This window comes from Allosphingosinicella sp. (assembly GCF_046295735.1).
In the GTDB taxonomy this organism is placed as follows: Bacteria; Pseudomonadota; Alphaproteobacteria; order Sphingomonadales; family Sphingomonadaceae; genus Allosphingosinicella.
Genome location: NZ_JBKBMQ010000013.1, coordinates 58,580 through 83,024 on the forward strand (window position 1 = coordinate 58,580; position 24,445 = coordinate 83,024).

The 24,445-nt window shown below is 67.9% G+C and carries 25 protein-coding genes; 19 read left to right on the plus strand and 6 right to left on the minus strand.

Annotated features, from left to right (window positions below; genetic code table 11):
• The first annotated feature begins 1 nt into the window (after window position 1).
• From ACK4K7_RS12790 to ACK4K7_RS12860, 15 genes are all read left to right on the plus strand, one after another.
• Window positions 2–286 (plus strand): sarcosine oxidase subunit delta, encoded by a 285-nt coding sequence (locus ACK4K7_RS12790; RefSeq protein ID WP_431866556.1) that lies wholly within the window; start codon window positions 2–4, stop codon window positions 284–286.
• On the plus strand, window positions 279–3,176 hold the full coding sequence (locus tag ACK4K7_RS12795) for a sarcosine oxidase subunit alpha family protein (protein ID WP_431866557.1): 2,898 nt from the start codon (window positions 279–281) through the stop codon (window positions 3,174–3,176). Before ACK4K7_RS12790 ends, ACK4K7_RS12795 begins: the two co-directional genes overlap by 8 nt.
• On the plus strand, window positions 3,169–3,699 hold the full coding sequence (locus ACK4K7_RS12800) for a sarcosine oxidase subunit gamma (protein ID WP_431866558.1): 531 nt from the start codon (window positions 3,169–3,171) through the stop codon (window positions 3,697–3,699). Before ACK4K7_RS12795 ends, ACK4K7_RS12800 begins: the two co-directional genes overlap by 8 nt.
• The gene (gene purU / locus ACK4K7_RS12805) at window positions 3,696–4,562 is read left to right on the plus strand and encodes a formyltetrahydrofolate deformylase (RefSeq protein WP_431866559.1); all 867 of its coding nucleotides are present in this window, start codon (window positions 3,696–3,698) and stop codon (window positions 4,560–4,562) included. Before ACK4K7_RS12800 ends, purU begins: the two co-directional genes overlap by 4 nt.
• 240 nt (window positions 4,563–4,802) lie before the next feature.
• Window positions 4,803–6,812 (plus strand): conjugal transfer protein TraG, encoded by a 2,010-nt coding sequence (locus ACK4K7_RS12810; RefSeq protein ID WP_431866560.1) that lies wholly within the window; start codon window positions 4,803–4,805, stop codon window positions 6,810–6,812.
• Between the two features lie 11 nt (window positions 6,813–6,823).
• The gene (gene trbB / locus ACK4K7_RS12815) at window positions 6,824–7,816 is read left to right on the plus strand and encodes a P-type conjugative transfer ATPase TrbB (RefSeq protein WP_431866561.1); all 993 of its coding nucleotides are present in this window, start codon (window positions 6,824–6,826) and stop codon (window positions 7,814–7,816) included.
• Window positions 7,817–7,818: 2 nt separating this feature from the next.
• Entirely contained in the window at window positions 7,819–8,139 is a 321-nt protein-coding gene (locus tag ACK4K7_RS12820) for a TrbC/VirB2 family protein (protein ID WP_431866606.1), read from the plus strand.
• Window positions 8,136–8,399, plus strand: coding sequence for a VirB3 family type IV secretion system protein (locus tag ACK4K7_RS12825; RefSeq protein ID WP_431866562.1), 264 nt, complete (start codon window positions 8,136–8,138; stop codon window positions 8,397–8,399). Before ACK4K7_RS12820 ends, ACK4K7_RS12825 begins: the two co-directional genes overlap by 4 nt.
• On the plus strand, window positions 8,393–10,840 hold the full coding sequence (gene trbE / locus ACK4K7_RS12830) for a conjugal transfer protein TrbE (RefSeq protein WP_431866563.1): 2,448 nt from the start codon (window positions 8,393–8,395) through the stop codon (window positions 10,838–10,840). Before ACK4K7_RS12825 ends, trbE begins: the two co-directional genes overlap by 7 nt.
• A gap of 1 nt (window position 10,841) precedes the next feature.
• Window positions 10,842–11,570, plus strand: coding sequence for a P-type conjugative transfer protein TrbJ (gene trbJ / locus ACK4K7_RS12835; RefSeq protein WP_431866564.1), 729 nt, complete (start codon window positions 10,842–10,844; stop codon window positions 11,568–11,570).
• 101 nt (window positions 11,571–11,671) lie between these two features.
• Window positions 11,672–12,964, plus strand: a complete 1,293-nt coding sequence (gene trbL / locus ACK4K7_RS12840) for a P-type conjugative transfer protein TrbL (protein WP_431866565.1) — start codon at window positions 11,672–11,674, stop codon at window positions 12,962–12,964.
• A gap of 2 nt (window positions 12,965–12,966) precedes the next feature.
• A complete protein-coding gene (trbF, locus tag ACK4K7_RS12845) occupies window positions 12,967–13,779 on the plus strand; it encodes a conjugal transfer protein TrbF (RefSeq protein ID WP_431866566.1) in 813 nt (270 codons plus the stop codon).
• Window positions 13,776–14,663, plus strand: a complete 888-nt coding sequence (gene trbG, locus ACK4K7_RS12850) for a P-type conjugative transfer protein TrbG (RefSeq protein ID WP_431866567.1) — start codon at window positions 13,776–13,778, stop codon at window positions 14,661–14,663. Before trbF ends, trbG begins: the two co-directional genes overlap by 4 nt.
• Window positions 14,660–15,805, plus strand: a complete 1,146-nt coding sequence (locus tag ACK4K7_RS12855) for a TrbI/VirB10 family protein (protein WP_431866568.1) — start codon at window positions 14,660–14,662, stop codon at window positions 15,803–15,805. The genes trbG and ACK4K7_RS12855 overlap by 4 nt, the downstream gene beginning before the upstream one ends.
• 4 nt (window positions 15,806–15,809) lie before the next feature.
• Window positions 15,810–16,040: a DUF2274 domain-containing protein gene (locus ACK4K7_RS12860; RefSeq protein WP_431866569.1), complete on the plus strand. Its 231-nt coding sequence runs from the start codon at window positions 15,810–15,812 to the stop codon at window positions 16,038–16,040.
• Window position 16,041: 1 nt separating this feature from the next.
• Here the strand turns inward: ACK4K7_RS12860 and ACK4K7_RS12865 are convergent, their stop codons facing one another.
• Window positions 16,042–16,638 (minus strand): hypothetical protein, encoded by a 597-nt coding sequence (locus ACK4K7_RS12865; RefSeq protein WP_431866570.1) that lies wholly within the window; start codon window positions 16,636–16,638, stop codon window positions 16,042–16,044.
• A gap of 265 nt (window positions 16,639–16,903) precedes the next feature.
• Here ACK4K7_RS12865 and ACK4K7_RS12870 point away from each other — a divergent pair, with 265 nt between their 5' ends.
• Together ACK4K7_RS12870 and ACK4K7_RS12875 are read left to right on the plus strand one after the other, a co-directional pair.
• Window positions 16,904–17,527, plus strand: a complete 624-nt coding sequence (locus ACK4K7_RS12870) for a hypothetical protein (protein WP_431866572.1) — start codon at window positions 16,904–16,906, stop codon at window positions 17,525–17,527.
• Between the two features lie 236 nt (window positions 17,528–17,763).
• Complete coding sequence (locus ACK4K7_RS12875) at window positions 17,764–17,940, plus strand: helix-turn-helix domain-containing protein (RefSeq protein ID WP_431866573.1); 177 nt, start codon at window positions 17,764–17,766, stop codon at window positions 17,938–17,940.
• 1,058 nt (window positions 17,941–18,998) lie between these two features.
• Here the strand turns inward: ACK4K7_RS12875 and ACK4K7_RS12880 are convergent.
• Both ACK4K7_RS12880 and ACK4K7_RS12885 read right to left on the minus strand, forming a co-directional pair.
• Window positions 18,999–19,694 (minus strand): hypothetical protein, encoded by a 696-nt coding sequence (locus ACK4K7_RS12880; protein WP_431866574.1) that lies wholly within the window; start codon window positions 19,692–19,694, stop codon window positions 18,999–19,001.
• 187 nt (window positions 19,695–19,881) lie between these two features.
• Window positions 19,882–20,118: a hypothetical protein gene (locus tag ACK4K7_RS12885; protein WP_431866576.1), complete on the minus strand. Its 237-nt coding sequence runs from the start codon at window positions 20,116–20,118 to the stop codon at window positions 19,882–19,884.
• A 42-nt stretch (window positions 20,119–20,160) separates the two neighbouring features.
• Here ACK4K7_RS12885 and ACK4K7_RS12890 point away from each other — a divergent pair, with 42 nt between their 5' ends.
• Complete coding sequence (locus ACK4K7_RS12890; RefSeq protein ID WP_431866578.1) at window positions 20,161–21,249, plus strand: ankyrin repeat domain-containing protein; 1,089 nt, start codon at window positions 20,161–20,163, stop codon at window positions 21,247–21,249.
• 299 nt (window positions 21,250–21,548) lie between these two features.
• Here ACK4K7_RS12890 and ACK4K7_RS12895 read toward each other — a convergent pair whose 3' ends face one another.
• Together ACK4K7_RS12895 and ACK4K7_RS12900 are read right to left on the minus strand one after the other, a co-directional pair.
• Entirely contained in the window at window positions 21,549–22,490 is a 942-nt protein-coding gene (locus tag ACK4K7_RS12895; protein ID WP_431866580.1) for a S41 family peptidase, read from the minus strand.
• A gap of 567 nt (window positions 22,491–23,057) precedes the next feature.
• Window positions 23,058–23,228 (minus strand): hypothetical protein, encoded by a 171-nt coding sequence (locus ACK4K7_RS12900; protein ID WP_431866581.1) that lies wholly within the window; start codon window positions 23,226–23,228, stop codon window positions 23,058–23,060.
• Between the two features lie 84 nt (window positions 23,229–23,312).
• Here ACK4K7_RS12900 and ACK4K7_RS12905 point away from each other — a divergent pair, with 84 nt between their 5' ends.
• Window positions 23,313–23,528, plus strand: coding sequence for a helix-turn-helix domain-containing protein (locus ACK4K7_RS12905; protein WP_431866582.1), 216 nt, complete (start codon window positions 23,313–23,315; stop codon window positions 23,526–23,528).
• A 141-nt stretch (window positions 23,529–23,669) separates the two neighbouring features.
• Here ACK4K7_RS12905 and ACK4K7_RS12910 read toward each other — a convergent pair whose 3' ends face one another.
• A complete protein-coding gene (locus ACK4K7_RS12910) occupies window positions 23,670–24,389 on the minus strand; it encodes a DUF6445 family protein (protein WP_431866584.1) in 720 nt (239 codons plus the stop codon).
• Between the last annotated feature and the right edge of the window lie 56 nt (window positions 24,390–24,445).

Here is a 24,445-nt window from a genome sequence, read left to right on the forward strand (position 1 = left end):
ATTGCTGCGGATACACTGTCCCTGGTGCGGCGCACGCGACGAGATCGAGTTTCGATGCGGCGGAGAAAGCCACATCGAGCGACCGGAGCCGGACGTCTCCGACGCGACCTGGGCCGCCTATCTCTTCGAGCGGGACAATCCGCGCGGTGCCCGAGCCGAGCGGTGGGTTCATTCGGCAGGCTGCCGCCAGTGGTTCAATCTCGTTCGCGACACCGTCACTCACGAGATCCACGAGGTCTACCGGATGGGGAGCCGCTCGATCCGGCTGGAGAAGACGAATGGATGAGGACGGGCCCTGGCGGCTCGCGACGGGCGGCCTCATCGATCGGGACCGGCCGCTCCGGTTCCGCTTCGACGGCCGTGCGATGATCGGCCGTGCCGGCGATACGCTCGCATCCGCCCTGCTTGCCAACGGCGTGAGGCTGGTTGGCCGTTCGTTCAAATATCATCGCCCGCGCGGGCTTCTGGGAGCCGGGCCCGAGGAGCCCAATGCGCTCGTCCAGCTCGGCACCGGCGGACGAAGCCGCCCCAATCTCAGGGCCACCGAGATCGAGTTGTTCGACGGGCTCGAAGCCATGCCCGTCAATTGCTGGCCGAGCCTGAGGTTCGACTTCACCGCCATCAACGACCGGCTGTCCCGGTTCCTACCGGCGGGTTTCTACTACAAGACCTTCATGTGGCCCGACTGGCATCTCTATGAGGGTGCGATCCGGCGCGCGGCAGGCCTGGGCAGAGCGCCGGAAGGCCCCGACCCGGATCGCTACGAGCACCGTTACGCCCATTGCGACCTGCTCGTGGTCGGCGGAGGGCCGGCCGGGCTCGCCGCGGCCCTGGCCGGCGCGCGCCAAGGCGCACGCGTGTTTCTCGCGGAGCAGGATCCCCTGCTCGGCGGACGGCTCCTCTGGGATGAGGCCCGCATCGACGGGCAGCCGGGACTGAAGTGGGTCGCCGATGCCGAGCGCGAGCTGCGCGGCGCGGCGGAAGTCCGCGTCCTGACGAGGACAACGGCGCTCGGCTATTTCGATCATAACGAGTTGATGCTCGCCGAAGGGCGCGACCCGAATTCGGCGGACAGCACGCATGAGCGGGCCTGGCACGTACGGGCGACGCGGGTCGTTCTGGCGACGGGATCCACCGAGCGACCGCTGGTGTTTCCCGGCAACGATCGGCCGGGCGTGATGCTCGCCACGGCCGTTCGTCACTATGTGGGGCGCCATGCCGTTCTGCCGGGAAGGCGCGCGGTGATCTTCACGAACAATGACGATGCCTATCTCACTGCCGAGGTGCTGATCCGGGCGGGAGCGGAAGTGGCCGCGGTGGTCGACACGCGCGAGACGGCTCCGCATGACCGCGCCCGGCCGCTCCGCGAACAGGGCGTGGAAGTCGTCGCGCGAGGCGCCGTGACCGGTACCGCCGGCCGGCACGCCCTCCGCTCCGTTCAGGTCCTCGAGCAGGGTGGCCGCGCGCGCTGGCTGTCGGCGGACCTCCTCGCAATGTCGGGCGGGTTCAACCCGAACGTCCACCTTTTCTGCCAATCGGGCGGACGGCTCATCTACGACGAGGCGAAATCGCTGTTCCGGCCAGACGTATCGGTTCAGCCGGAGACGTCGGTCGGAGGCGCCCGCGGAACCCTGTCGCTCGCCGCCGCTCTGCGGGAGGGTCACGTAGCCGGGGGCGGAGGGGCGCAGCGGATACCGTCCGCCGTCGCGGGCGATCCGGCGGTCTCGCCCTGCTGGAGAGTGGCGGGCGGATCCGGGAAGGCGTTCGTCGACTTCCAGAACGACGTGTCTGACGCGGACATCGCGCTCGCGGCCCGCGAGAATTTCCGGTCCGTCGAGCATCTCAAGCGCTACACGACGCTCGGCATGGCACCCGACCAGGGGAAAACATCGAACGTCAACGCACTTGCCATCATGGCGGAGCTGACCGGCCGTACCATCCCCGGCACCGGTACGACCCGCTACCGCTTCCCCTACGTGCCGGTTTCGCTGGGAGCCATGGCAGGGCTGCGGCGTGGGGCTCTGTTGCACCCGGTCAGACGTCTTCCGGCCCATGCCAGGCATCTCGAGGCCGGTGCCAGCTTCGAGGAATATGGCGGCTGGTCGAGGCCCGCTTGTTACCCGCGACCGGGTGAGGGAAAGGAAGCCGCCGAACGGCGCGAGGCGGCCGCAGTGCGGCAGCGGGTCGGGCTGTTCGACGCGAGCCCCCTCGGCAAGATCGAGGTGTGCGGGCGTGATGCGGGACTCTTTCTCGACCGGATCTACGCCAACCCGATGTCGAGCCTCAAGCCGGGACGCCTGCGCTACGGGCTGATGCTGAACGAACTCGGGGTGATCATCGATGACGGGGTTACCGCCAGACTCGCGCAGGACAGGTTTCTGGTCGGAACGACTGGTGCAGGCGCGGCCAGGATCGCCGACTGGCTCGAGGAATGGCTGCAATGCGAGTGGCCGCAGCTCGACGTCGTCGTCGCGCCGGTGACGGAAGCCTGGGGAGTGGTCACGATATCCGGTCCCTCGGCGCGGGCGCTGCTGGACTGCATCGGCACCGACTTCCCGATCGACGCCGCGGCCTTCCCGCACATGACAATGACGGGCGGCCGTGTGGCGGGAATACCCTGTCGTGTCGCACGGGTGAGCTTCACTGGCGAGGTCTCCTTCGAGATCAGCGTTCCGGCCCACCGCACGGCCGAGCTCTGGCAGACGCTCCTCGAAGCCGGTCAGCCGCTCGGCGCCGAGCCCGCCGGCATCGATGCCTGGATGTTGCTGCGCACCGAGAAAGGCTACCTGCACGTGGGAGCGGATACGGACGGCACCACCACGCCCCTGGATGTCGGCTGGGAACGCGTGCTCAAGCGAAAGGACGACTTCATCGGCCGGCGATCGCTCGACCGGCCCGCCGATCGCCGTGGCGATCGGCTGCAACTCGTCGGGCTGCGCGCGCAGGACGACAGCATGCTCCCGGTCGGGGCGCACCTCGGCCGCGCGGGAGACAGCCAGGGGTTCGTGACGTCGAGCGGCTACAGCGAATGTCTCGGCCGCGGCGTCGCTTTGGGCATGGTCCGTGGTGGGCGAACGCGCCTCGGCGAGCGCATTCCGCTCCTGTCGGGAGCAGGCGAGGTCCGCATCGTCGACGCGGCCGCCTACGATCCCGAGGGAGAGCGGCTGAATGGCTGAAGAAGTGGAAGGCCGGACACTGGCTGTTTCCTGGTCAGCGGCGCCCGACCTGTGGCTGCTCCGGCTGAGGCGGGATCGCCCGGCCGCACGCCTCCGCGCGGCCGCAGTGCTCGACCTCGACCTGCCTGAGGAGATCGGCGCCACCCGAGGGGGAAGCCTTTGCGTGGCGCCCGGTGAGTGGCTCGTCGAGCGCGACTGCGACGGCCTGGAGCCAATGCTTCTTGCGGCCATGACCGATGAGCCGGCGGCGCTCGTTTCGCTGGGACCGGGCGCGGAACGTCTCGAGATCGTTGGCGAGCAGGCCGCGGACCTGCTCAACAAGGGGTGCAGCCTCGACCTTCACTGCAGCATGTTTCCGGCCGGTCGCTGCACACGCACGCTCCTGGCCGGCGTGGGCGTCACTCTCGTCCGTCTCGGCGACGAGGCCTTTCGCCTCTATGTGGAGCGTAGCGTCTCGGAGTGGGCGCGCGATTGGCTGGACGAAGCCGCGCGCGAGTTCCGGAACGAGGGTATCAGCGCATGACCAGGGGCCGTCGGCGCTACACCCTCATCCTGAGCTGCCCCGACCGGAAGGGGATCGTGGCCGAGGTGGCTGGCTACCTTGCGGCCTGTGACGCCTCGCTTGAGGAATCCAGTCACTTCAACGATCATGAAGGCGGGACATTCTACATGCGTTCGGTCTTCCGCGAGGATGGCCCGGCATTCCCGCCCGAACCGGTGCTTCGCGAAGGGCTCCTCCGGATAGCCAATCGCCTCGATATGGAGTTCAGGCTCCACGACGCCGCGGTCCGGCCCCGAATCCTCATAGCTGTGTCGAAGTTCGGCCATTGCCTCTTCGATCTGCTGCACAGGTGGCAGACGGGCTCACTTCCGGCAAACATAGCCGCAGTGGTCTCGAACCATGAGGACATGCGCTCCTTCGTCGAATGGAGCGGACTTCCGTTTCATCATCTTCCCGTCACCGCCGCGACCAAACCGGCTCGGGAAGCCGAGTTGCTGAGGCTTGTCGCGACGCTCGAGGTCGATCTCGTGGTGCTCGCCCGCTATATGCAGATCCTCAGCAGCGATCTGTGCGAAGCCCTTCATGGGCGCTGCATCAACATCCATCACTCGTTCCTGCCAAGCTTCAAGGGTGCCAAACCCTATCATCAGGCGCATGCCCGCGGAGTGAAGATCATCGGAGCGACGGCGCATTACGTGACGTCCGATCTCGACGAAGGCCCGATCATCGAGCAGGGCGTCCACCGCGTCGACCATGCGCACACGCCGTCGCAATGCGTTGAAGCGGGGCAGTCGATCGAGTCCCAGGTCCTGGCGCGGGCGGTCAAGTGGCACGTCGAGCATCGCGTCATCATCGCCGGTCAGAAGACGATCGTCTTTTCCTGATCTGACGCCGTTCTGCGGCTCAAGGTCGCGGAAGAGGCGCGCGGCGATACCAGGCCCTCCGCCCGGGTTCAGACCCGGCTGAACTCCCGTCGCGACTGTTCCTCGCACCGGCGGGCTCGGGCGGCGGAGATTCGTCGCACGAGCCTTGGGTGCGCCGCGCACGCGCTGCCGCCCGGCGCCACGCCGCGCCAATGATCGAGCCTCGGACGCCCGCTGGATGGGGCGCAGAGGGAGGGTGCCGTGACGCCGACGAAGCTGCTCATCGGACAGATGCTGGTCGTGTTCGCGATCGTGCTGCTCGGCCTGTGGGCGGCAACTCAATATGCAGCGGCGCAGCTCGGCTATCAGCCGCAGCTCGGCAGCCCCTGGTTTCTGTTGAGCGAGCGGCCGGTCTACCGGCCCTGGGCACTGTTCCTCTGGTGGTACCAGTATGAGGCCTATGCGCCCGACGTGTTCGACCGGGCCGGCATGCTGGCCGGTGCGAGCGGGTTCCTGGGCTGCGCGGCGGCCGTTCTGGGATCCTTGTGGCGGGCGCGCCAGGCGGGGCGGGTCACGACCTACGGCTCGGCGCGCTGGGCAAGCGCCCGGGAGGTGCGCCGCGCCGGGCTGCTCGGCGATCGCGGCGTGGTGCTCGGGAGGCTCGGAACCGACTATCTGAGGCATGATGGGCCAGAGCATGTCATGCTGTTCGCCCCGACCCGTAGCGGCAAGGGCGTCGGCCTGGTCGTTCCGACCCTGCTCTCATGGACCGGTTCGGCCGTTGTCCACGACATAAAGGGCGAGAATTGGGAGCTGACGGCCGGCTGGCGCTCGCGCTTCTCGCACTGCCTGCTGTTCGATCCGACCGACCCGCTCTCGGCCCGCTACAATCCGCTGCTCGAGGTGCGGCGCGGGGCCGGGGAGGTGCGCGACGTCCAGAACATCGCCGACATCCTCGTCGATCCCGACGGAGCGCTGGAGCGGCGCAACCACTGGGAGAAGACCGCCCACGCTTTGCTGGTCGGCGCCATCCTCCACATCCTCTACGCGGAGGAGGAGAAGACGCTGGCAAGCGTTGCCTCCTTTCTGTCCGATCCCGGCCGCGACTTCGTCGAGACGCTCCGAACCATGATGCGCACCGACCATCTGGGAAGCGGCGGCCCCTCGGGTGCGCATCCGGTCGTCGCCTCGGCGGCGCGCGACCTTCTCAACAAGTCCGAGAACGAGCGCTCCGGCGTGCTCTCGACCGCCATGTCCTTCCTCTCCCTCTATCACGACCCGACCGTGGCGGCCGTGACCTCGGCCTGCGACTGGCGGATCGCCGACCTCGTCGAGGCGGAGCGGCCGGTGTCGCTCTATCTGGTGGTGCCGCCGTCCGACCTGTCGCGCACCAAGCCGCTCGTCCGGCTGATCCTCAACCAGATCGGCCGGCGGCTCACCGAGCGGCTCGACGCCGGGCGGCGGCCGCTACTTCTCATGCTCGACGAGTTCCCGGCGCTCGGCCGGCTCGATTTCTTCGAGAGCGCGCTCGCCTTCCTGGCCGGCTACCGGATCCGCGCCTTCCTCATCGCGCAGTCGCTGAACCAGATCGCCAAGGCCTATGGCGAGAACAACAGCGTGCTGGACAACTGCCACGTTCGGGTGGCGTTCGCGACCAACGACGAACGCACCGCGCGGCGGATCTCGGATGCGCTCGGCACCGCCACCGAGCAGCGCGCCATGCGCAACTATGCGGGCCACCGGCTCGCGCCCTGGCTCGCCCATGTGATGGTGAGCCGCCAGGAGACGTCGCGGCCGCTGCTCACGCCCGGCGAGGTCATGCAGCTTCCCGCCGGCGAGGAGCTGGTCCTGGTCTCCGGCCTGCCTCCCATTCGGGCCGCCAAGCTGCGTTACTATGAGGACGGCGCCTTCACCGACCGGCTCCTTCCGGCTCCGCGCCCGGGAGGCGAGTTCTGGCCCGATCGCCCGCGTGTTTGCGGCGACGACTGGAGCGGCTCGCATGCGAAGGAGGTCGGCCGGGTCCCTCCCGCGGACGCTCCGGCTGCTCCCGCCACCGCAGGGGAGAGCGGGCGTGGCAAGGTCCGCGAGCCCGAACGGCGCGCGCGCAAGCGCGCCCCCGCGCCCGACGAGCGCCAGTACCGGCTGCTTGGCGATGAGGACGGCATGGATGCCGCATCCGCCGAAGCGCTGCGGGTGCGCCCGCTTCCGCCGGCGGTCGCCGCGCATGGCCTCTCCCATGGCGGCGCCGACGACCTCGCCATCGGCTTTTGAGGAGGGCGACGATGGCCAATGTCGAAGCCGAGAGCCGGATGCGCGCCATGCTCCGGACCGCGATGGGGCCCGCCATCGCGGCCGCTTTGGCCGAGGCCGCCGTCGTCGAGGTGATGGTCAATCCCGACGGGGCGCTCCGGCTGGACCGGCTGGGCGAAGGGCGGGTCGACACCGGCCACAGGCTTGCGCCCGCCGAGGTCGAGCGCATCATCCGCCTGGTCGCCAGCCGCGCCCGGACCGAGGCCCATGCCGGGGCGCCGATCGTCAGCGCCGAGCTTCCGGGGGCGGACGAAGACCTGACGGGCGAGCGATTCGAAGGCGTGCTTCCGCCGGTATCGACGGGGCCCTGCTTTTCCATCCGCAAGCCCGCGGCGCGGCTTCACCGGCTAATCGACTATGTGCGGGACGGCATCATGGATGCGGGAACGGCGCGGCTGCTCTCGCTCGCCGTCGCGGAGCGCCGCAACATACTGGTCGCCGGCGGCACAAGCTCGGGCAAGACGACGCTCGCCAACGCACTGCTCGCAGAGATGGCGGCCCGCGACGAGCGCGTCATCCTCATCGAGGACACGCGCGAGCTGCAATGCGCCGCGCCCGACACGGTGGCGCTGCGCACCCGGCCCGGCATCGTCTCGATGGCCGACCTCGTGCGCTCGACCCTGCGCCTCAGGCCCGACCGGATCGTGGTCGGCGAGGTCCGGGGCGGCGAGGCGCTCGACATGCTGAAGGCCTGGAATACCGGCCATCCCGGCGGGATCGCCACCGTCCATGCCAACGGTGCCGCCGCCGCGCTCCACCGGCTCGAGCAGCTCGTGCAGGAAGCTGTTGCGGTGCCGCCCCGGCGGCTCATCGCGGAGGCGGTCGACCTCATAGTCTTCATCTCGGGACGCGGCGCCGCGCGCCGCGTGGCGGAGCCGCTCGCCGTCGCCGGCCTCGCGGCAGACGGCGCCTATGCGGTGGGCCCCGCCGGGCACCTGTTCACAAGCGAAGGAGAAACCTCATGAACATGTCACTCGGACGGGGCCTGCGACGTCCGCTCGCCGCCGGCATCCTGCTGGCGCTCGCCGCCGCCCAGGCGCAGGCGGCCGGCTCCGGAATGCCCTGGGAAGCGCCGCTGCAGCGCATCCTGGAGTCGGTCCAGGGGCCGGTCGCCAAGATCGTCGCGGTGATCATCATCATCGTCACCGGCCTGACGCTCGCGTTCGGCGAGACGGCGGGCGGGTTCCGGCGGCTGATCCAGATCGTGTTCGGCCTGTCGATCGCTTTCGCCGCCTCTTCCTTCTTCCTGTCCTTCTTCAGCTTCGGCGGCGGGGCGCTGGTCGGATGAGCGGCCATGTCGAAGGCTATGAGGCGCCGCTCCACCGGTCGCTGACCGAGCCGATCCTGCTCGGCGGCGCGCCGCGCGCGATCGCGATCCTCAACGGCACGCTCGCCGCCGCGCTCGGGCTTGGGCTGCAGCAATGGCTGGCGGGACTCGTCGTCTGGATCGCCGGCCACACGCTGGCGGTGGCTGCGGCGCGGCGCGACCCGGCGTTCGCGGCCGTGCTGGTCCGTCACCTTCGGCAGAAGAGCCTCCTGTCATGCTGAACCTCGGCGAATATCGAAGCCGCGCCGACCGGCTCGCCGACCATCTTCCCTGGGCGGCGCTCGTCGCGCCGGGCGTGGTGCTGAACAAGGACGGCAGCTTCCAGCGCACGTTCCGGTTCCGCGGGCCCGACCTCGACAGCGCAACCGAGGCGGAGCTGGTCTCCACCTCCGCGCGGGCGAACAACATGCTTCGCCGGTTCGGCTCCGGCTGGGCCCTGTTCGTGGAGGCCGAGCGGATGGAAGCGCTCGGCTATCCCGAAAGCCGGTTCCCCGACGCCGCCTCCTGGCTGGTCGACCGCGAGCGGCAGGCGGCGTTCGAGGGCGGACGCGACCATCATGAGAGCCGCTACCATATGACGCTGGTTTGGATGCCGCCGGCTGACGGGACCGAGCGCGCCGGCAGGCTGCTGGTCGAACGGCGCGAGGCGGCGCCGGGGCGCGACTGGCGCCAGGCACTCGAGGGCTTCCTCGCGGAGACCAACCGCGCGCTGGACCTGCTCGAGGGGTTCATGCCCGAGGTGCGGGCACTCAGTGACGCCGAGACCCTCGATTATCTGCACGGCGCGATCTCGGCGCGTCGCCACCCGGTGGCGGTTCCCGAGACTCCGGTCCATCTCGACGCCTTGCTGGTCGATACCCCGCTCACCGGTGGGCTCGAGCCGATGCTCGGTGACGCGCACCTGCGCACGCTCACCCTGATGGGTTTTCCGGACATGACGCGGCCGGGCATCCTCGACGCGCTCAACCGGCAGGATTTCGGCTACCGCTGGACCACCCGCTTCATCGCGCTCGACAAGGCCGAGGCGCAGCGCGCGCTCAACCGTATCCGCCGGCAATGGTTCAACAAGCGCAAGTCGGTTGGCGCGCTGCTGCGGGAGGTCATCCACAACCAGCCGGCACAGCTGACCGACAGCGACGCCGACAACAAGGTTGCCGACGCCGACCTCGCCTTGCAGGCGCTGGGCGGCGACCATGTCGCGTTCGGCTATCTGACGACGACGATTACCGTCTCGGACATCATGCGCGACCGCGCAGAGGAGAAGCTGCGCCGCGTCGAGCGGATCGTGAACGGCTTGGGCTTCACCACGATGCGCGAGGGCGCGAACGCGGTCGAGGCCTGGCTCTCGAGCCTCCCCGGTCATGTCTATGCCAATGTGCGCCAGCCTTTGGTCCACACGCTGAACCTCGCCCACCTCATGCCGCTTTCCTCGGTCTGGGCAGGGCCGGCGTGGAACGTCCATCTCGGCGGCCCGCCGCTCCTCTTGGCGCAAACGGGGGGCTCGACCCCGTTCCGGCTGTCCACCCATGTGGGCGATGTCGGCCACATGCTCGTCGTCGGCCCGACCGGCGCGGGCAAGTCGGTGCTGCTCGCGCTGATCGCGCTGCAGTTCCGCCGCTATCCGGGCGCGCGCGTCCATGTCTTCGACAAGGGCTGGTCGGCGCGCGCCGCGGTGCTGGCGATGGGCGGAAGCCATCATGCGATCGGCGCCGGCGCCGGCGATGCGGGCACGCTCGCCTTCCAGCCGCTGGCCGGAATCCACCGGGCCGAGGAGCGGGTCTGGGCCGCAGAATGGATCGGCGCCTTGCTCGCCGCCGAGAATGTCGAGGTGACGCCCGAGGTCAAGGAGGCGCTCTGGTCGGCGCTCGCCAGCCTCGCGAGCGCACCGCCTGAGGAGCGGACCCTGACCGGGCTCTCGCTCCTGCTCCAGTCCAATGCGCTTCGCGCCGCGCTTCAGCCGTTCACGCTTGAAGGGCCTTACGGCGACCTGCTCGACGCGGCCGCGGACGGGCTGGCGCTGAGCGACCTGCAATGCTTCGAGACCGAGACGCTGATGGAGCGACCCGGCGCGGTGATGCCGGTGCTCACCTACCTGTTCCATCGGCTCGAGCGCAGTTTCGACGGGGCGCCGACTCTGCTCGTCCTCGACGAGGCCTGGCTGTTCCTCGACAATCCCCTGTTCGCCGCGCGCATCCGCGAATGGCTGAAGGTGCTGCGCAAGAAGAACGTCTCGGTGCTGTTCGCGACCCAGTCGCTCGCCGACATCGACGGCTGCGCGATCGCGCCGGCCATCATCGAGAGCTGCCCGCAGCGGATCTTCCTCGCCAACGACCGGGCGACGGAGCCGCAGGCGCGCGCGGCCTATGAGAGGTTCGGGCTCAACGAGCGGCAGGTCGAGCTGATCGCCCGGGCGACGCCCAAGCGGGACTATTACCTGCAATCACGGCGCGGCAACCGTCTGTTCGACCTCGACCTCGGGCCGATCGCGCTCGCTCTGTGCGGCGCCTCCGATCCCGACAGCCAGCGCCTCATCGACGCGATCCTCGCCGCGCACGGCCGCTCCGGGTTCCTCCCCGCCTTTCTCGAGACGCGGGGGCTCGGCTGGGCGGCCGCGCTCGCGGCCCGATACCCTTCGTTCCAACAGCAAGAAGGAGATGATTGAGATGATGAAGAAGACGATCGCGCGGGCATTGCTCGCCGGAGCCGGCGCCTGCCTCGCTCCGCTCGTGTTCACGGCCGGCCCGGCAGCCGCCATGCCGGTGTTCGACTCCGCCAATTACGCGCAGAACCTGCTGATCGCCGCGCGCACGCTCCAGCAGATCAACCGGCAGGTGGAGTCGCTCCAGAACGAGGCGGAAATGCTGCGCCGGATGGGCCGTAACCTGGAGCGGATCGACTTCCCGCAGCTGGAGCGCCTGAACGGGACGCTGCGCCGTATCGACCGGCTGATGGAGGAGGCGCGGGGGCTCGACTTTCGGGTCGCCGATCTCGACCGGCGCATGGACGCCATGTTCCCCGGCGGGGTGGACGCAGCGGCACGCGCGGACCGGCGCATCGGCGAGGCTCGGGTGCGCCTCGAGACGGCGATGGCGGGGTTCCGGCACGGGATGTCGGTTCAGGCGCAAGTCGTCGAGAATGTGCGCGAGGACATGGCGATCCTCGGTGAGATCGTCGCCCGCAGCCAGGGGGCCGAAGGCAGTCTCCAGGCGCAGCAGGCGACCAACCAGCTGCTCGCGCTCACCGCCAAGCAGCAGCTCCAGCTCCAGAACCTGATGGCCGCAGAGTTCCGCAGCCAGACGCTCGAGCGCGCGCGGCGCGTCCAGGCGGAAGTCGAGGCACGCGAGTCGACCCGGCGGTTCCTCGGCTCGGGCCGCGCCTCTAACGTGCGCTAGCCGGCCAGGGCGGCGGCGCTCCGCCGCCCGCCGCGGGTCCCCGCCACCCCTTCGGGGGCCCGCGGCAGCTCTTCGCGTCATCGTGCCAGGATGTCATCTTTATGGGCGACCTCAACGTCATCGACCGCTTCATGGCGGCCTTCATCCGCTACATCGACAGCGGGTTCGGCCTGCTCGGCGGGGATGTGGCCTTCCTCACCACCGTCCTGATCGGGATCGACATCACGCTCGCCGGCCTGTTCTGGGCGATGGGCGGAGAGGACGACGTGATCGGGCGCTTTCTCAAGAAAGTGCTCTATGTCGGGGCCTTCGCCCTGATCCTCGGCAGTTTCCCTCTTCTCGCCGACATCATCTTCCGCTCCTTCGCCGGCCTCGGCCTTACCGCCGGCGGGGGCACGATCACCGCGGACGACCTGCTGCGTCCGGGCAGGCTTGCCGGGACCGGTTTCGAGGCGGCCTGGCCGCTCCTCCACCAGGCGAGCGAGCTGATGGGGTTCACCAGCTTCTTCGACAACTTCCTCACGATTGCAGTGCTGCTCGTCGCCTGGCTGATCGTGATCATCGCCTTCTTCGTGCTGGCGGTGCAGCTCTTCATCACCATCATCGAGTTCAAGCTGACCGCGCTTGCCGGCTTCGTGCTGGTGCCGTTCGCTTTGTGGAACCGGACCAGCTTCCTTGCCGAGCGGGTGCTCGGCAACGTCGTAGCCTCGGGCATCAAGGTAATGGTGCTCGCCGTGATCGTCGGCATCGGCTCGGGTTTCTTCGGAGAGTTCGTCGGCGCGCTCGAGGGGCAGGAGCCGGATATCGGCCAAGCGATGAGCCTGGTGCTTGCCAGCCTTGCCCTGTTCGGGCTCGGCATCTTCGGACCCGGCATCGCCTCCGGGCTGGTCGCCGGAGCCCCGCAGCTCGGCGCAGGCGCCGCGGTCGGGACTGCCGCGGCGGCTGTCGGAACCGTCGCCGCGGGCGGAGCCGCCGCTCTGGGCGCGGCGCGCGCGGTGGGCGGCGGCGCGCTCGGGGCCGTCCGCGCCGGGACCGCGATCGGCTCGGCCGCATCCACTTCCTACCGGCTCGGCCAGGAGACCTCTGGATCGACGAGCGTCGGCGCGGGCCTTGCCGGCGTCGGCAGGGCGGCGGCCTTCCACGTCCGGTCGCGCGCCGCCGATGCGTCCGGCCTTCCGGCCGCGGCTGCAGCCGGCCGGAAGGCCGCCTGGGGTGCGCCGAACGCGGGTTCCGGACCGTCGGCCGCGGACGGCGGCTCGGCGCCCGAATGGGCGCGCCGGCTGCGCAGCGAGCAGGCCGCGCGGCACCACCGCCAAGCCGCGATGCAAACCATTCGCGAGGGCGACGGCGGCGGTGCCGGCGCCGCCCCGGACTTCAGGGAAAGAGAGGACTGACCATGATCTTCAGGCGCGCTGTGCAGCGCTACGGCAGGACGCCGGAGCCCGAGACACCCTATCAGCGGGCGGGACAGGTATGGGACGAGCGGATCGGCGCCGCGCGCGTCCAGGCTCGAAACTGGCGCGTGATGGCGCTCGGCGGGATGCTGCTCTCCTTCGGTCTGTCGGCGGGTTTGCTCTGGCAGTCGATGCAGAGCCGGGTGGTGCCCTATGTGGTCGAGGTCGACCGCCTCGGCGAGGCGCGGGCCATCGTCCCGGCGGAAACCGGCTATCGGCCGACCGACCCCCAGATCGCATGGCACCTTGCCCGGTTCGTCGCAAATGTTCGCTCGCGCTCGCTGGACCCGGTGCTGATGCGCGAGAACTGGTTGTCCGCCTACGACTTCGTGACCCGGCGCGCCGCCGACTTCCTGGGCGACTATGCCCGCAGGTCCGACCCGTTCGGGGCCGTCGGCAGGAGGACCGTGTCGGTGCAGGTCACAAGCGTGGTCCGCGCCTCCGACCGGAGCTTCCAGGTGAAGTGGACCGAGAGCGCCTATGAGCGAGGCGTCCTGGTCGAGACCAGCCGCTGGACGGCCATCGTGGCGGTCGAGATCCGAACGCCCGCTTCGGCCGAGGCGCTGCGCCGCAATCCGCTCGGGCTCCTGATCGACGGTATCGATTGGTCCCGCGAGCTCGAGCCCCAGGCGCCGGCCGCGGTCTCGGCTGGGCCCTCCGCTCCCCCGGCGCCTTCGCTTCCTCTCGGCTCGCCGATCGACCCGACGCTCGCCGGGCCGTCGGCGGAAAACCCTCACACCATCGAAAGGCAATGATGATGACGATCCGATACCTTCTTCTCGCGGGCGCCTGCGCCTGCGCGGCGCCAGCGGCGCCGTTTGTCTCGCCCGTCGAAGCCAAGGCGAGCGGGGCCGCCGCCGATCGTCCCATACCCGCCCGGCCGCAACGGGCCAAAAGCGCGCAGACGGCGTCGGTGCCGCCGGCGAGCACCGTCCAGCTCCTTCCATGGACCGAGGGGGCGGTCTACCGGCTCGAGGCGGCGCCCGAGCAGTTGAGCGAGATCATGCTCCAGCCGGGCGAGATCCTTGTTTCGGTCGCGGCCGGAGATACCGGTCGCTGGGTGATCGGCGACACGGAAAGCGGGGCGGGCGACGCGCGCCGCGTTCATATCCTCCTCAAGCCGGTCGCCGCAGGGCTGAAGACCAACCTCGTCGTCATGACCGATCGCAGGGTCTACCGGATCGTAGCGGAGAGCCTTTCGCGCGCTGCGATCTCAAGCATCGCCTGGACCTATCCCGAGGGCGAATTGGTCGCGCTGCGCCGCAACCCCGCGGAGGAGCCGCGCGACTTCGCGGCTGCGGGCGAGGGTCCCGAGCTGGAGCGGCTCCACTTCGGATACAGGATCGTCGGCGACAATCCGGCCTGGCGCCCGCTTCGCGCTTTCGACGACGGTCGGCAGGTGTTCATCGAGTTCCCGGCCTCGCTTGGCGAGGGCGAGGCGCCGCCATTGTTCCTCGTCGGGCAGGGGGGACGCGCCGAACTCGTCAATTACCGGGTGCGCGGCAACTGGTACGTGGTCGACCGGCTGTTCGACGCGGCAGAGCTGCGCCTCGGCGAGCGCCGCCAGCAGGTGGTCAGGATCGAGCGGGACGATGCGCGCCCGCGTGCGCGCGCCCGGCTCGGGAGGCGGGGCCGATGAGCGGCTCACCGGAACGCCCGCCCCAGACGGCGGTCAAGGAGGACGCCGAGGCGCTGGTGCTGCGCGGGCGGCCGCGTCCTGCGGTACGGTTTCGCAGGGGCGTCATCGTGGGCGCCGCCGCGTTCGGATCGGCAGCAATGGTCGGGCTCGCCTGGAGCGCTTTCGATCCGCCATCGTTCCGGATGGCTGAGGGCGCGGCGTCGCCTCCGGAGCTGGCGCCGACGACGCCGGAACCGCTCGCCGGCGCTCCGGGCAGCTACGGGGAGGTGCTTCAGCTGGGGCCGCCGCTGCCGGGAGATCTCGGCAGGCCGATCCTCGAGCAGCAGCGCATCGCCGAGGCGGAGCAAGCGCCGCCCGCCGAACCATTTGGTGCCGCGCAGTCGCACGATGCCGATGAGGCGCAGCGTCAGCGCGCGGCGGCCGAGCGCAAGGCCGCGCGGGAATCGCCCCTGCTCGTACCGCGCAGCGGCGCCGGCGGAGGACCCGCTGCTGGCGCCGCTGCTGCCCAAGAGCCTGACGCGATGCGGCCGGGAACACCGGCCGCCGCCGGCCGCGAGGGAAGGGCGGCGGGCCCGGAACGAAGCGTGGCGCTGAGCCCGGGCACGGTCATTCCCGCGAGCCTCATCACGGGCCTCCGGTCGGACCTGCCAGGCGTGGCGGTGGCCCAGGTGACCGAGAATGTCCGCGCCAGCGGGACACCCGGCAGAGTGCTTGTCCCGCAGGGCTCCCGGCTCATCGGAAGCTACGACAATGTCGTCGCCTATGGACAGCGGCGGGCGCTCTTGGTGTGGAACCGCATCGTGTTTCCGGATGGAGCATCGGTCGAGCTGGACAATCTCCCCGCGAGCGACATGTCCGGCCACGCGGGGCTTGAGGACAGGGTCGACGCACACACCTTCCGGCTGCTCAAGGGCATTGCTTTGTCTACCCTCCTTGGGATCGGCACCCAGATCAGCCTCGGCAGCAGCGAGAGCGACCTCGTTCGTGCCGTGCGCGAGGCGACGCAGCAGAATGCGGCGAGGAGCGGCGACCGCCTCGTCGCCCGCGGGCTCGACGTGCAGCCGACCATCACCATCCGGCCGGGCTGGCCGGTCAGGGCCGTGCTGCACAAGGAAATCCTGCTGCCTTTGTGGGAAGGTTGATCTCGTGGGCCACATCAAGCTGCGGCGGCTGCCCGACCGTGCGCCGATCCGGGTCGCTCTCCTGCTCTGTCCAGGTCTTCACCGCGACCTTGAGGAATATGCCGCCCTCTACGAGCAGGAATATGGCGCTGCAGTGTCGCTCTCCGAGTTGGTGCCGGCGATCCTGGAGGCGTTTCTCTCCCGAGACCCCGGCTTCAGGCGTAGAAAGCGCGCTCGCCGAGACCGCGGCGTGTGATTCACGCTTGTTCATGATCGATGCCGAAGTGGAGCTCGGCTCGTGCAAGCCAGTGCCACAGGGGGCGAGCCGGCAGGAGATCGAATCCCGCCAGAGGCGCCTCGCGCAGCGTGCCGAGCAGAAGCAGATCAGCGAGGCTCGGCTCGCAGGCGAGCAGGAAGCGACGGTCCTGCAAATGTTCGGCGAGGTCCTCGAGGCACTCGGCTCCCTGCTGCAGAGCTAGTGCCTTGGCCGAGCATGAAGCCGAGCCGGGCGCGGCTCGCAGGCGCCTGCCGGCCGCGATGGCGGGCTGAAAGACGCGCTGCGTCCAGATCATCCATTCGATCATCTCGGCCTGGGCGCTAATGTCCGCAGGCACGAGCGGGGTGCCCTCGGCGAGGTGCAGCATGACGGGCAGGGTGCCTGTGCGCCGCCTTCCACCGTCGAGGACAAGTATGGGGCCCTCGCACTCGCCGACAGGCCCGGGGACGGAATTGGTGCCACGATCGGCGAGGACGAGCGTCAGTCGTGCCGGCGTAAGCTTCAGATGGCGAACGAGCCACAGCAGCTCCTTGTCCTCTGACCGGCGGATCAGAAGGGTCGGCATACGGCTGATCATTTTCGGACCGCACCTATTGTCGGACCGCACGAAATCGGCGGCACAGACCCTGACGTACAGATCCTCCTGAACCCGGGGGCGGTATCAGGCTTCCCGATACGGGCCGGGCGAAGAGTGTTGAAAAAGTAGAATTCGGCCGAGAAACGAGCAGCTGTCAGCTGCCGATTACGAGAAGAAACCGCTTCAGAGATTCAGATGCTTGACAGAGGCTCTTCGCAGGCGTCACCTGTGCTCACGGCGACGGCCGATTCTAGGAGGGGGTTTCATGTCCAGATTCTACAAAGCGCTGCTTTGCGCAGCGACCTTGCTCGTGCCCGGTTCTCTTTCGGCCCAGGCGGTCTGGTCCAGCACGACGCCGTCCCCCGCGCCAGCTCCCCAGGCACAATTGCTGCCTGGCCAGCAGGAAAACGTCCTCCGTGTCGGGACGCCGGTCGCCCTGGTGATGAGCGAAGGGCTCACCACCGAGGGCAAGCAGCTCCGGGTTGGCGAGCGCTTCCGAATGGAGGTGGCCGAGGCGGTCTACCTTAACGGACAGGTCGTGATACCCGCGGGCAGCCCGGCGATGGGCGAGGTGACGTCTGTTCGCAACAAGGGGATGTGGGGGCGCTCCGGCGCCATCAACGCTCGGGTGCTTTATGTCCAGGTGGCCGGTCGCCAGATCCGGTTATCGGGTCAGATCGACGACAAGGGGGTGACGGGGACCGCCGGCGTGGTGGGAGCGATCGCCGTCGCGCCGATCGTGGGGTTCGTCGTGACCGGAACGAGCGCGCGAATACCGGTTGGCTCTCCGGTGAACGCTTTCCTGGATGAGGACATAGCTGTGGCCTTCGCTCCGGTGGCGGCTCAGCCGCTCGTCGTTCCGGCCGCCCCGATGCAGCCGCAGGAATAAGATACCCGTCCGGTAGCCGGGGCCGCTTCATGCGAGCCCCGGCCGACGGCGACCCCGGTCTCCAGTGGAGGTGGGCAGGTGCGTTTCCCGTGCCACGATCGCAGCAAGGTCGCTTGATGCTGCGGACGCGCGCAACCCAGATGCTGCTCGTTGCGGCAGAGAGGCAGTTCGGGAGGCAGCCTTTGTGTTTAACCTGCCGGCATGGCTGACAAAGTTGTTCCGGAACATCATTCCGATTGCTCGGCGCGGCCGATAACGGTGCGGACAAGGAGGCCTGCCGCCTCACTGGTATCGGTCGATCGAAGCTCTATTTGCTGATCCAGGAGGGACAGCTCGAGGTGGTGAAGGTCGGATCCATGACCCTCATCCCAATGCGCAGCCTCGAGAAATTGCTCGGCGTCGATGGCCGCTGAAGGAGAGCATGCTTGGCTGGACGACGGTAGCTCCGTCTGCACGCGACAGGTGCCGATCAGCGATCCTCCGAGCTCTCGGGAGGTGCGCGCAACTTCCTCCGTCGAAACCCGCCGCGCGATCAGCCCCTCCAGCCCACGCGCCTCCCGATCCGGGACTGTTCCCGGAGAATTTTCGGCAAGGCGGAGAAGCACTCCCGTGCGCTCGGGCAAATTCGATCATTTCCTCATGTCCTTCCCGGCCGACCGTGCGGCCGTCGCGGACCGCCTTGTCGGGGTGCGCGACATAGGTCCCGCTGCATAGCCGGGCAGTCATATCCGGCTGGGCCGAGGCAACGCAGCGAAAAGTGCCTGGGTCGCAGCTTGGCTGTGTGTGCCACATTTGAGAAAAATCCGCTGCAGGTGGTTTCGAGCCGTGTTGTGAGCCATGCAGGCCACCGCAGCTGCGTCCACCAGCGTTGCCGCACCAATCAAAGCGACTGCAAGGTCGGCTTCCCTCGCTGTCAATCCGAACAACTCTCTGAGCAGGGCAGGCTCCAAAGCAGGCGCGGGAGCCAGATCGTAAATCTGGATTGCGCAGACATAACTAAGGGCAGTTTGGCAGTGAGCACTCGCCGTCGTGGGGAGTACGCGAATTATCAGAGGCCGGGCTCCCCCGCTCCGGCTGACGAGAGCTTGTCTGCTCGGTCTGGCTGCACCTGCGCCGCAGGCCGACGCGATGGCAGCGGCGATAATTTGCTGCAGGCGTCGATCCTCAGGGCCCCGACAGGCGACAACCCGGCCGCAGCTCCATCGAAGGGCATCTCCAGCACTCAAGATTTCCTTTGCTCTCTCATTGGCGAAGGTCACCACACCGTTCAGGTCGAGCAGGATAATGCCATCAGCTTTCGAAGCCATGGCAGAAAGCACCGCTCGGAGGCGTTCGGCCGCAGCTTCATCCCTTGCTGTGACGTGTGCGTCATATTGGGCAGGACTCAGCACTTTTGACGCTCCTGGCGACAAGTGCAGCTGGTTACCCGTAACACTCCCGTAACGATGTAGCCAGCGGGTTGTTGGCGCCGCTACACCGCGTCTGTGGAGCAGCCGCAGGCGCTTGCGAACTGTTCATCGGTGGCGGGCCTTTGGCTGAGCTCTACGCTCGCCGGGCAGGCCGTGGTCACCTGACCTGAGACGGCGAGTCCGGTGATGCTGTTGAGATTGTAAACGACCACCCGCAGGACATGAGTGCCAGGGGTGACGCCGGTGATGGTGAACGGCGTCACCGCCGCCGCCTGAAAACCGTGATTCTGCGTGCCTTGCGACACAGCTACCTGATTGTTGCCGAAATATAGCGTCGCTCTGTTATCCGCGGCGAACCGCCCTTCGATCGACATCCTGCCACCGATCACGCATCGCGGCACTTCTATGACCAGTTCATAGGTGTAGTTGCCGGCGCCCGTCGGCGCGCCGGCCGGGCCGACCCAGCTACCGCCGGGAACAGCCGCCCAGGCTGTGTGTCCGGCGCTAACCACCGGCGACAACGCCGTCCCCGCCGGGCTCGTAGTCGCGCGCCAAGGTGCCGTCCCAGTGGCGATCGATGCCGTGAGTTTGCTGCCGTCAACACACCTGCAGCAGGCGGCGCGCACGGTTCGCGCGGCGGTGCTCTCGCGCCCCGATGTGGTATCTTGAGCCTGCGCCTCGCTTGCCGCGGCTACGCTGGTGGAGGGCAGCGTGATGATCGACGCGGCAAACAACGCGGCAGTGAACCTGTGCTTCATGGCGCCTCTCCAGATGCCGGGCACCGATCTGCGGACGCCTCGGTGCTCTTGGACCGGCACATGTTCGCGCTCGCAAGGTCGGCTGTCGATTAACCACGTTTAGTGCGATCAGACTAGAAGCAAGGGACGCTTTCCAGGCGTGGGGGAATCGCGCCGTGGCGAGGGAGCCATGTCGAAGGCTTGAGGTCTAACCTGCCGCTGGCGCGGCCCGCTTCGGCGGAGGAGCGTCAACCTCCTCCTTGATGTTTGCGGCCAGTGAGATGCAGTCGCGGGCGTACGCGCTCAGCACACGCTGGGCCTCTGGATCGTGGGTCGCGTCCGCCAGACGCTGGGCCCGAAGAGCCTCCTCCCGATACCAGCCGGCACTGTGCAGTCGTGGCAGTTCCATGGCGTCCATCTGCAGCAGGTGCTGCTTCGCCTCCATATGGACCATAGAAGGTGCAGGCCGGCCACAAGCGGGCGCGCGGTGCTTAGCGACAGCGTTGACGCTCCTCGCAACATCATCAATGATCCTCCGAACGAAACGGGGGAAATCCTGCAGATGAAGAAGGTTGCTTTGGGCGCCGTTGCTCTGTGCACCACCGCTGTTCCGGGCTGGGCCCAGAGCGTTCCTGAAATGCAACTCATCAGCGCTGCTCAGGACTGCCGAGCCGCCGAAGCTGCTCAGCTCGTTCACCGCGGTACCAATGTGAACGCGCGGAACAGCGGCGGCTATACGCCTCTCATGATGGCTGCGCTGAACGGCTGCGAGTCAGTGGTGCGGCTCCTTCTTGACGCGGGCGCGGACACCTCGCTCAGGCACCCCTCATTTGGCGATGCTGCAGAGCAGGCGGGGATTGGGCGATATTCCGGCATCCAGGAACTGATCAGAGGCGCAGCAGCCCCGCCGGTTGCGCAACCAGCCCCATCGGCAGGAGGAACTCGGGCGCCGGCGGCAGCGCCGGCTACGCCGTCTCCGGCGAGCACGGCACCTGCAGCCTCGTCCGCAGCGGCAACGCAGAACCCCCGTGGTTCTGCCACCTGGCCGAGGATAGGGGCGTATCGGGTGGGCGACCAGGTTATGTACTCGGGCAACGGCGGTAAGACCTGGCTCCGCGATGTCGTCAAGGCGGTCGATCCGGTTTACGGCTACAGCTTCGTGAACGGGCCAAGTGGCATGTACGACCCCTATCATGTTGTCGCACCGGAGCGGGAACCCTTCTGGACCGCCTATTTCGTCGGGGATTGGCGGGTGAGCGTCCCTATGGCCATCAACACCGTCACCGACGGTCGAAATGTCTATCGAGTGGTGAGCGGAGGCCTTCGGCTACCGCCGCTTCGTATCAGCGCAGACGGGACCTACACGTGGAGGGTTCAGCAGGGCAGCAGTGAAAGGCTGATCCGCGGCCGATGGGAGCCCAGGCCGGATGCGCCTGGCGTCATCCTCAAGAACGGGGACCAGGGAGCCGATTGGCTCGTCTACAACAACAGCGATACGAAGAGTTCGCTTGGGGAGACGGTGATCCTCTCGAGTGATTGCTGCACTCACTATGACGGAGTTCGGCTGCAGCCTTGAAGGTGCAGCCGGCCCATTCACTCTCGGTGCTTTAAGGAGCCTGTCAACGGGAGTGTCCCGCTCCTGGGAGGTCTGCTTGCCCGGCGGTCTACCGTACAGCAGCACGCAAGCAGCGTGAACCGAAGCTAAATGCCGGGCTGTGGTGGATAGTGTTCAGCTCCGTAAGCGGCATTCTTTCGCTGCAGATGTATCGGCCGGCACGGCAATCGTCCGAAGCGATTGCCCTCAGGTCGCAGCGGAACAGCGGGAACTGGTTGCTTCCCACTGGTCCGCATCAAGGAACGGGCTAGGACACAGGATCAATCCACCGGCAAAGCCGCGGTTCGCCTCAAACCCAGCGCAGCGCGGTGCGCGACGCTCAGCGCATCTGCCGCCGAGCTTGGCACATCCGGTCTGACGCCTGAACCCTCCCAGCCCGGACCATCCGTCACCCGTCGCTGCGGCAGGAAAAATGACAGGCGGCTACCCACATCGATCATGTTCCCGCCATTTCCCGCCCCTCTGCTCGTCTCGCCGACGACAGTGCCCAGGTTGCGGCGCTGCACGATGTAAGCGAGCATCTCGGCGGCCGATGCGGTGGTGCGATCTTGAAGCACGTAGAGCGGAACGCCGGCCAGTCGGCCGGCCGGACCCTGGGGGGTCCAGATTTCTTCCGTCGTGCCGCTCGGGCGATCATAGGTCGTCAGAAGCTTCAGAGGCTCCCGGACGAAGTGGCCGAGGAGCAGACGAACCAGTTCCGGGGAGCCACCGGGCACGCCACGCAGATCGAGAATGACTGCGTCGGTATTCGCCAGAAACGCCAACGCCGCCTCAGCGGTCGCCCTAGACAGATCAGGCGGCACCAACCTGCTCAGCTTCAGATAGCCGACATTGCCTTCGAGCCGTTCCACTCGATCAAAGCCAAAATTCGTTCGGGCAATTTCGCTTGCGCCCCGACCATCTATGCGCGTCATCATGCGCGCGCCTCCCGGCGAGCCGGCAGCCTGTGCCGGCCCCGTCGAAACATCCCTGTGCGGCTCGTACGCAACGCGAAGGTGGAGATCCGACACGGCCGAGCGCAGGTCGCTTGTCAGCGCAGCCGCGAAAGACGTCGGATCGGTCTGCCTGTCGTAAGCACCAGAGCGCAGTCGCTGTCGGATGGTGCGCGCGAGCGCGGCACCGGCCGGTATATCGACATAAAGCGTCTCGGCTGCCGCTGCGATGTTCTCGGCAGCCTCTTGCCTGGCCATGGCGCTCAGCATCGGGGGAAGTGATGCTGTATCAGGTGCAACTTCGGCCGCGGCGGGCTGCAATGCGGCCGCAGCCTGCGCAAACGGCAGCAGCGCAACGGCAATGAATAGCGAGCTAATGTTCACTCGACGTTGTCTCCAGTTGAGGAGCGGTCCACCCTGCCGCACAAACTCCGCGAGATGTGCGCGAAAGCCACGCCGCTTTCTGCCAACGGCGTGGCTGCGTCGACGAAAAGCAAAGGCTGACAACTCGCGCCAAAAGCCCCTTTTCCTGGAGAGGCAGGTGCCTCCTCCGACCGCCCAAATCCGCGCGCGTGCTGCGGGAGCGAAAGCATGCCCACTCAGCGTGAAGCTGAGCTGGGAGGTGAGGGTGGTGTACCGCCTCGCCTGTTTCACCTGAAGGAAGAACGGTCTCGCGCAGGTCGCCGCCGCCCGAAACGGCCGGAGCCGGCCCTCAGCCGAAAGAGTCAGGCGGACCCGTCAGCCGATTTTCCGCCTCGGCAGGGTAGCCGGGAGGCAACCATTCGCGTGATCACCCATATGTTACGGCCTCCCCCTGGTTGGGCGCCCAGACGGCGCCTAGTCCTCCAGCACTGCAGCGAGTTCCCCCTGGCGGAAGGGTTTGGTCAGCCGCGTGAACTTGGGATCGAGCCCTTCGGCGTTCGCATAGCCGGATACGATCAGCACCTTGAGCGAAGGAGATCGCTTTTGGGCTTCTTGCGCGAGCTCGGTTCCCGTCATGCCGGGCATGTGCCCTCTCCGGTGCCCCCAAATGCTGCCGGTTGCGTCGGACCGGTTGTTTGCGAGTGCGTGGGTCGCCTCTAACCTCGAACAATGATTGCCAAATTTGTCCCAACCGCCGGTGATGCCGATGCACCCGGTCGCCCGCTCACCGTGCGGGTGCGGGAGGCCTGCCGTCTGACCGGCATGGGACGATCGAAGCTCTACATGCTGATCAAGGAAGGCCATATCGAAGTGGTCAAGGTCGGGACGATGACGCTCATCCCGATGCGAAGCTTGGAGAAGTTCCTGGGGATCGAAGCACGCTGATCGGTATGGCGGTGCCTGCTGTTCGACGGAAGTGAGCACCGCCGATTGATAACGCGGCTTGGCGGATGACTGCTCTTGGTCGCAAGCGGCCGGTCTGCTCTAAACTCGTGGCAAAGGGCGACTGCCGTTCGCCGCGCTGAGCTAACATCGCGGCCGGGCGAAGTGGACGAAGATGTTGGCGGTGAGGCGCCCGGAGGCGGGATCGGCTGAGAGGAGGGCGGGGTCAGGCCTTCCCGAATGGAGCAGCCGGCTTCGATAGATGACGAGCCTGTTGAACTGTGCCTCGACCCGCCCGATCTCCCAGTAGCGACTGTCGTCTTCGCCGACATACCCCACGGCGGGAGGCTGCTGGGCGAGTTCCTCCGCAACTGTCTGCTCGTACCGCGCCGACCGCCCTGGGGTCACGGCTTCGAAGCCGGTGGCGCGGTGGCGGTAGAAAGCGGTGCCGCCGTAGCGCGTCTCGCACAGATAGTGGAGGAAGGCGAACTGGAGCGGATCGGTGGTATCGATGTGCGGGATGCGCTGCTCGGCCGTGAGCCGCTTGGGCGGCAGGGTGACGAGCGACAGGTTGCACTCCGCGCCGGCGGGTTGCGCATCGCCGAGCGCGAAGGCCTGCCGCACGACGGGGCCGAGCGCCGTCACGACGGCTTTGACATAGTTGAGAGGCGCCGCGGCGCGGAGGCCCGGAAAGCCGCCGTCGACGCGCCAGGCGGGGCGGAACGCGACCTGCGTGCACGCATAGTCGACGAGCCGCTTCGGCGCCTCCAGCAGATCGTCGACGATCAGCAGCGGCTCCTGCTCGCTTCCCAGCAGACGGCGTTCGATCCGGAGCGTCCGGCTCAGCCTGAACTCGAAACTCATGCGGCGATCCCTGCGAACAAAAAGGCTTGCTCTTTGGTAGCGGTACCAAATAGCAG

Excerpts from the sequence above, each read along its gene's own strand:
- ACK4K7_RS12900 (WP_431866581.1), bottom strand. The coding sequence starts at position 23,228 with ATGCCCGGCATGACGGGAACCGAGCTCGCGCAAGAAGCCCAAAAGCGA.
- trbF (WP_431866566.1), top strand. The coding sequence starts at position 12,967 with ATGATCTTCAGGCGCGCTGTGCAGCGCTACGGCAGGACGCCGGAGCCC.
- ACK4K7_RS12800 (WP_431866558.1), top strand. The coding sequence starts at position 3,169 with ATGGCTGAAGAAGTGGAAGGCCGGACACTGGCTGTTTCCTGGTCAGCG.
- ACK4K7_RS12880 (WP_431866574.1), bottom strand. The coding sequence starts at position 19,694 with ATGAAGCACAGGTTCACTGCCGCGTTGTTTGCCGCGTCGATCATCACG.
- purU (WP_431866559.1), top strand. The coding sequence starts at position 3,696 with ATGACCAGGGGCCGTCGGCGCTACACCCTCATCCTGAGCTGCCCCGAC.
- ACK4K7_RS12855 (WP_431866568.1), top strand. The coding sequence starts at position 14,660 with ATGAGCGGCTCACCGGAACGCCCGCCCCAGACGGCGGTCAAGGAGGAC.
- trbL (WP_431866565.1), top strand. The coding sequence starts at position 11,672 with ATGGGCGACCTCAACGTCATCGACCGCTTCATGGCGGCCTTCATCCGC.
- ACK4K7_RS12910 (WP_431866584.1), bottom strand. The coding sequence starts at position 24,389 with ATGAGTTTCGAGTTCAGGCTGAGCCGGACGCTCCGGATCGAACGCCGT.
- ACK4K7_RS12865 (WP_431866570.1), bottom strand. The coding sequence starts at position 16,638 with ATGATCAGCCGTATGCCGACCCTTCTGATCCGCCGGTCAGAGGACAAG.
- ACK4K7_RS12885 (WP_431866576.1), bottom strand. The coding sequence starts at position 20,118 with ATGGAGGCGAAGCAGCACCTGCTGCAGATGGACGCCATGGAACTGCCA.
- trbG (WP_431866567.1), top strand. The coding sequence starts at position 13,776 with ATGATGATGACGATCCGATACCTTCTTCTCGCGGGCGCCTGCGCCTGC.
- ACK4K7_RS12870 (WP_431866572.1), top strand. The coding sequence starts at position 16,904 with ATGTCCAGATTCTACAAAGCGCTGCTTTGCGCAGCGACCTTGCTCGTG.
- trbE (WP_431866563.1), top strand. The coding sequence starts at position 8,393 with ATGCTGAACCTCGGCGAATATCGAAGCCGCGCCGACCGGCTCGCCGAC.
- trbB (WP_431866561.1), top strand. The coding sequence starts at position 6,824 with ATGGCCAATGTCGAAGCCGAGAGCCGGATGCGCGCCATGCTCCGGACC.
- ACK4K7_RS12895 (WP_431866580.1), bottom strand. The coding sequence starts at position 22,490 with ATGCTGAGCGCCATGGCCAGGCAAGAGGCTGCCGAGAACATCGCAGCG.
- ACK4K7_RS12905 (WP_431866582.1), top strand. The coding sequence starts at position 23,313 with ATGATTGCCAAATTTGTCCCAACCGCCGGTGATGCCGATGCACCCGGT.
- ACK4K7_RS12825 (WP_431866562.1), top strand. The coding sequence starts at position 8,136 with ATGAGCGGCCATGTCGAAGGCTATGAGGCGCCGCTCCACCGGTCGCTG.
- trbJ (WP_431866564.1), top strand. The coding sequence starts at position 10,842 with ATGATGAAGAAGACGATCGCGCGGGCATTGCTCGCCGGAGCCGGCGCC.
- ACK4K7_RS12820 (WP_431866606.1), top strand. The coding sequence starts at position 7,819 with ATGTCACTCGGACGGGGCCTGCGACGTCCGCTCGCCGCCGGCATCCTG.
- ACK4K7_RS12795 (WP_431866557.1), top strand. The coding sequence starts at position 279 with ATGGATGAGGACGGGCCCTGGCGGCTCGCGACGGGCGGCCTCATCGAT.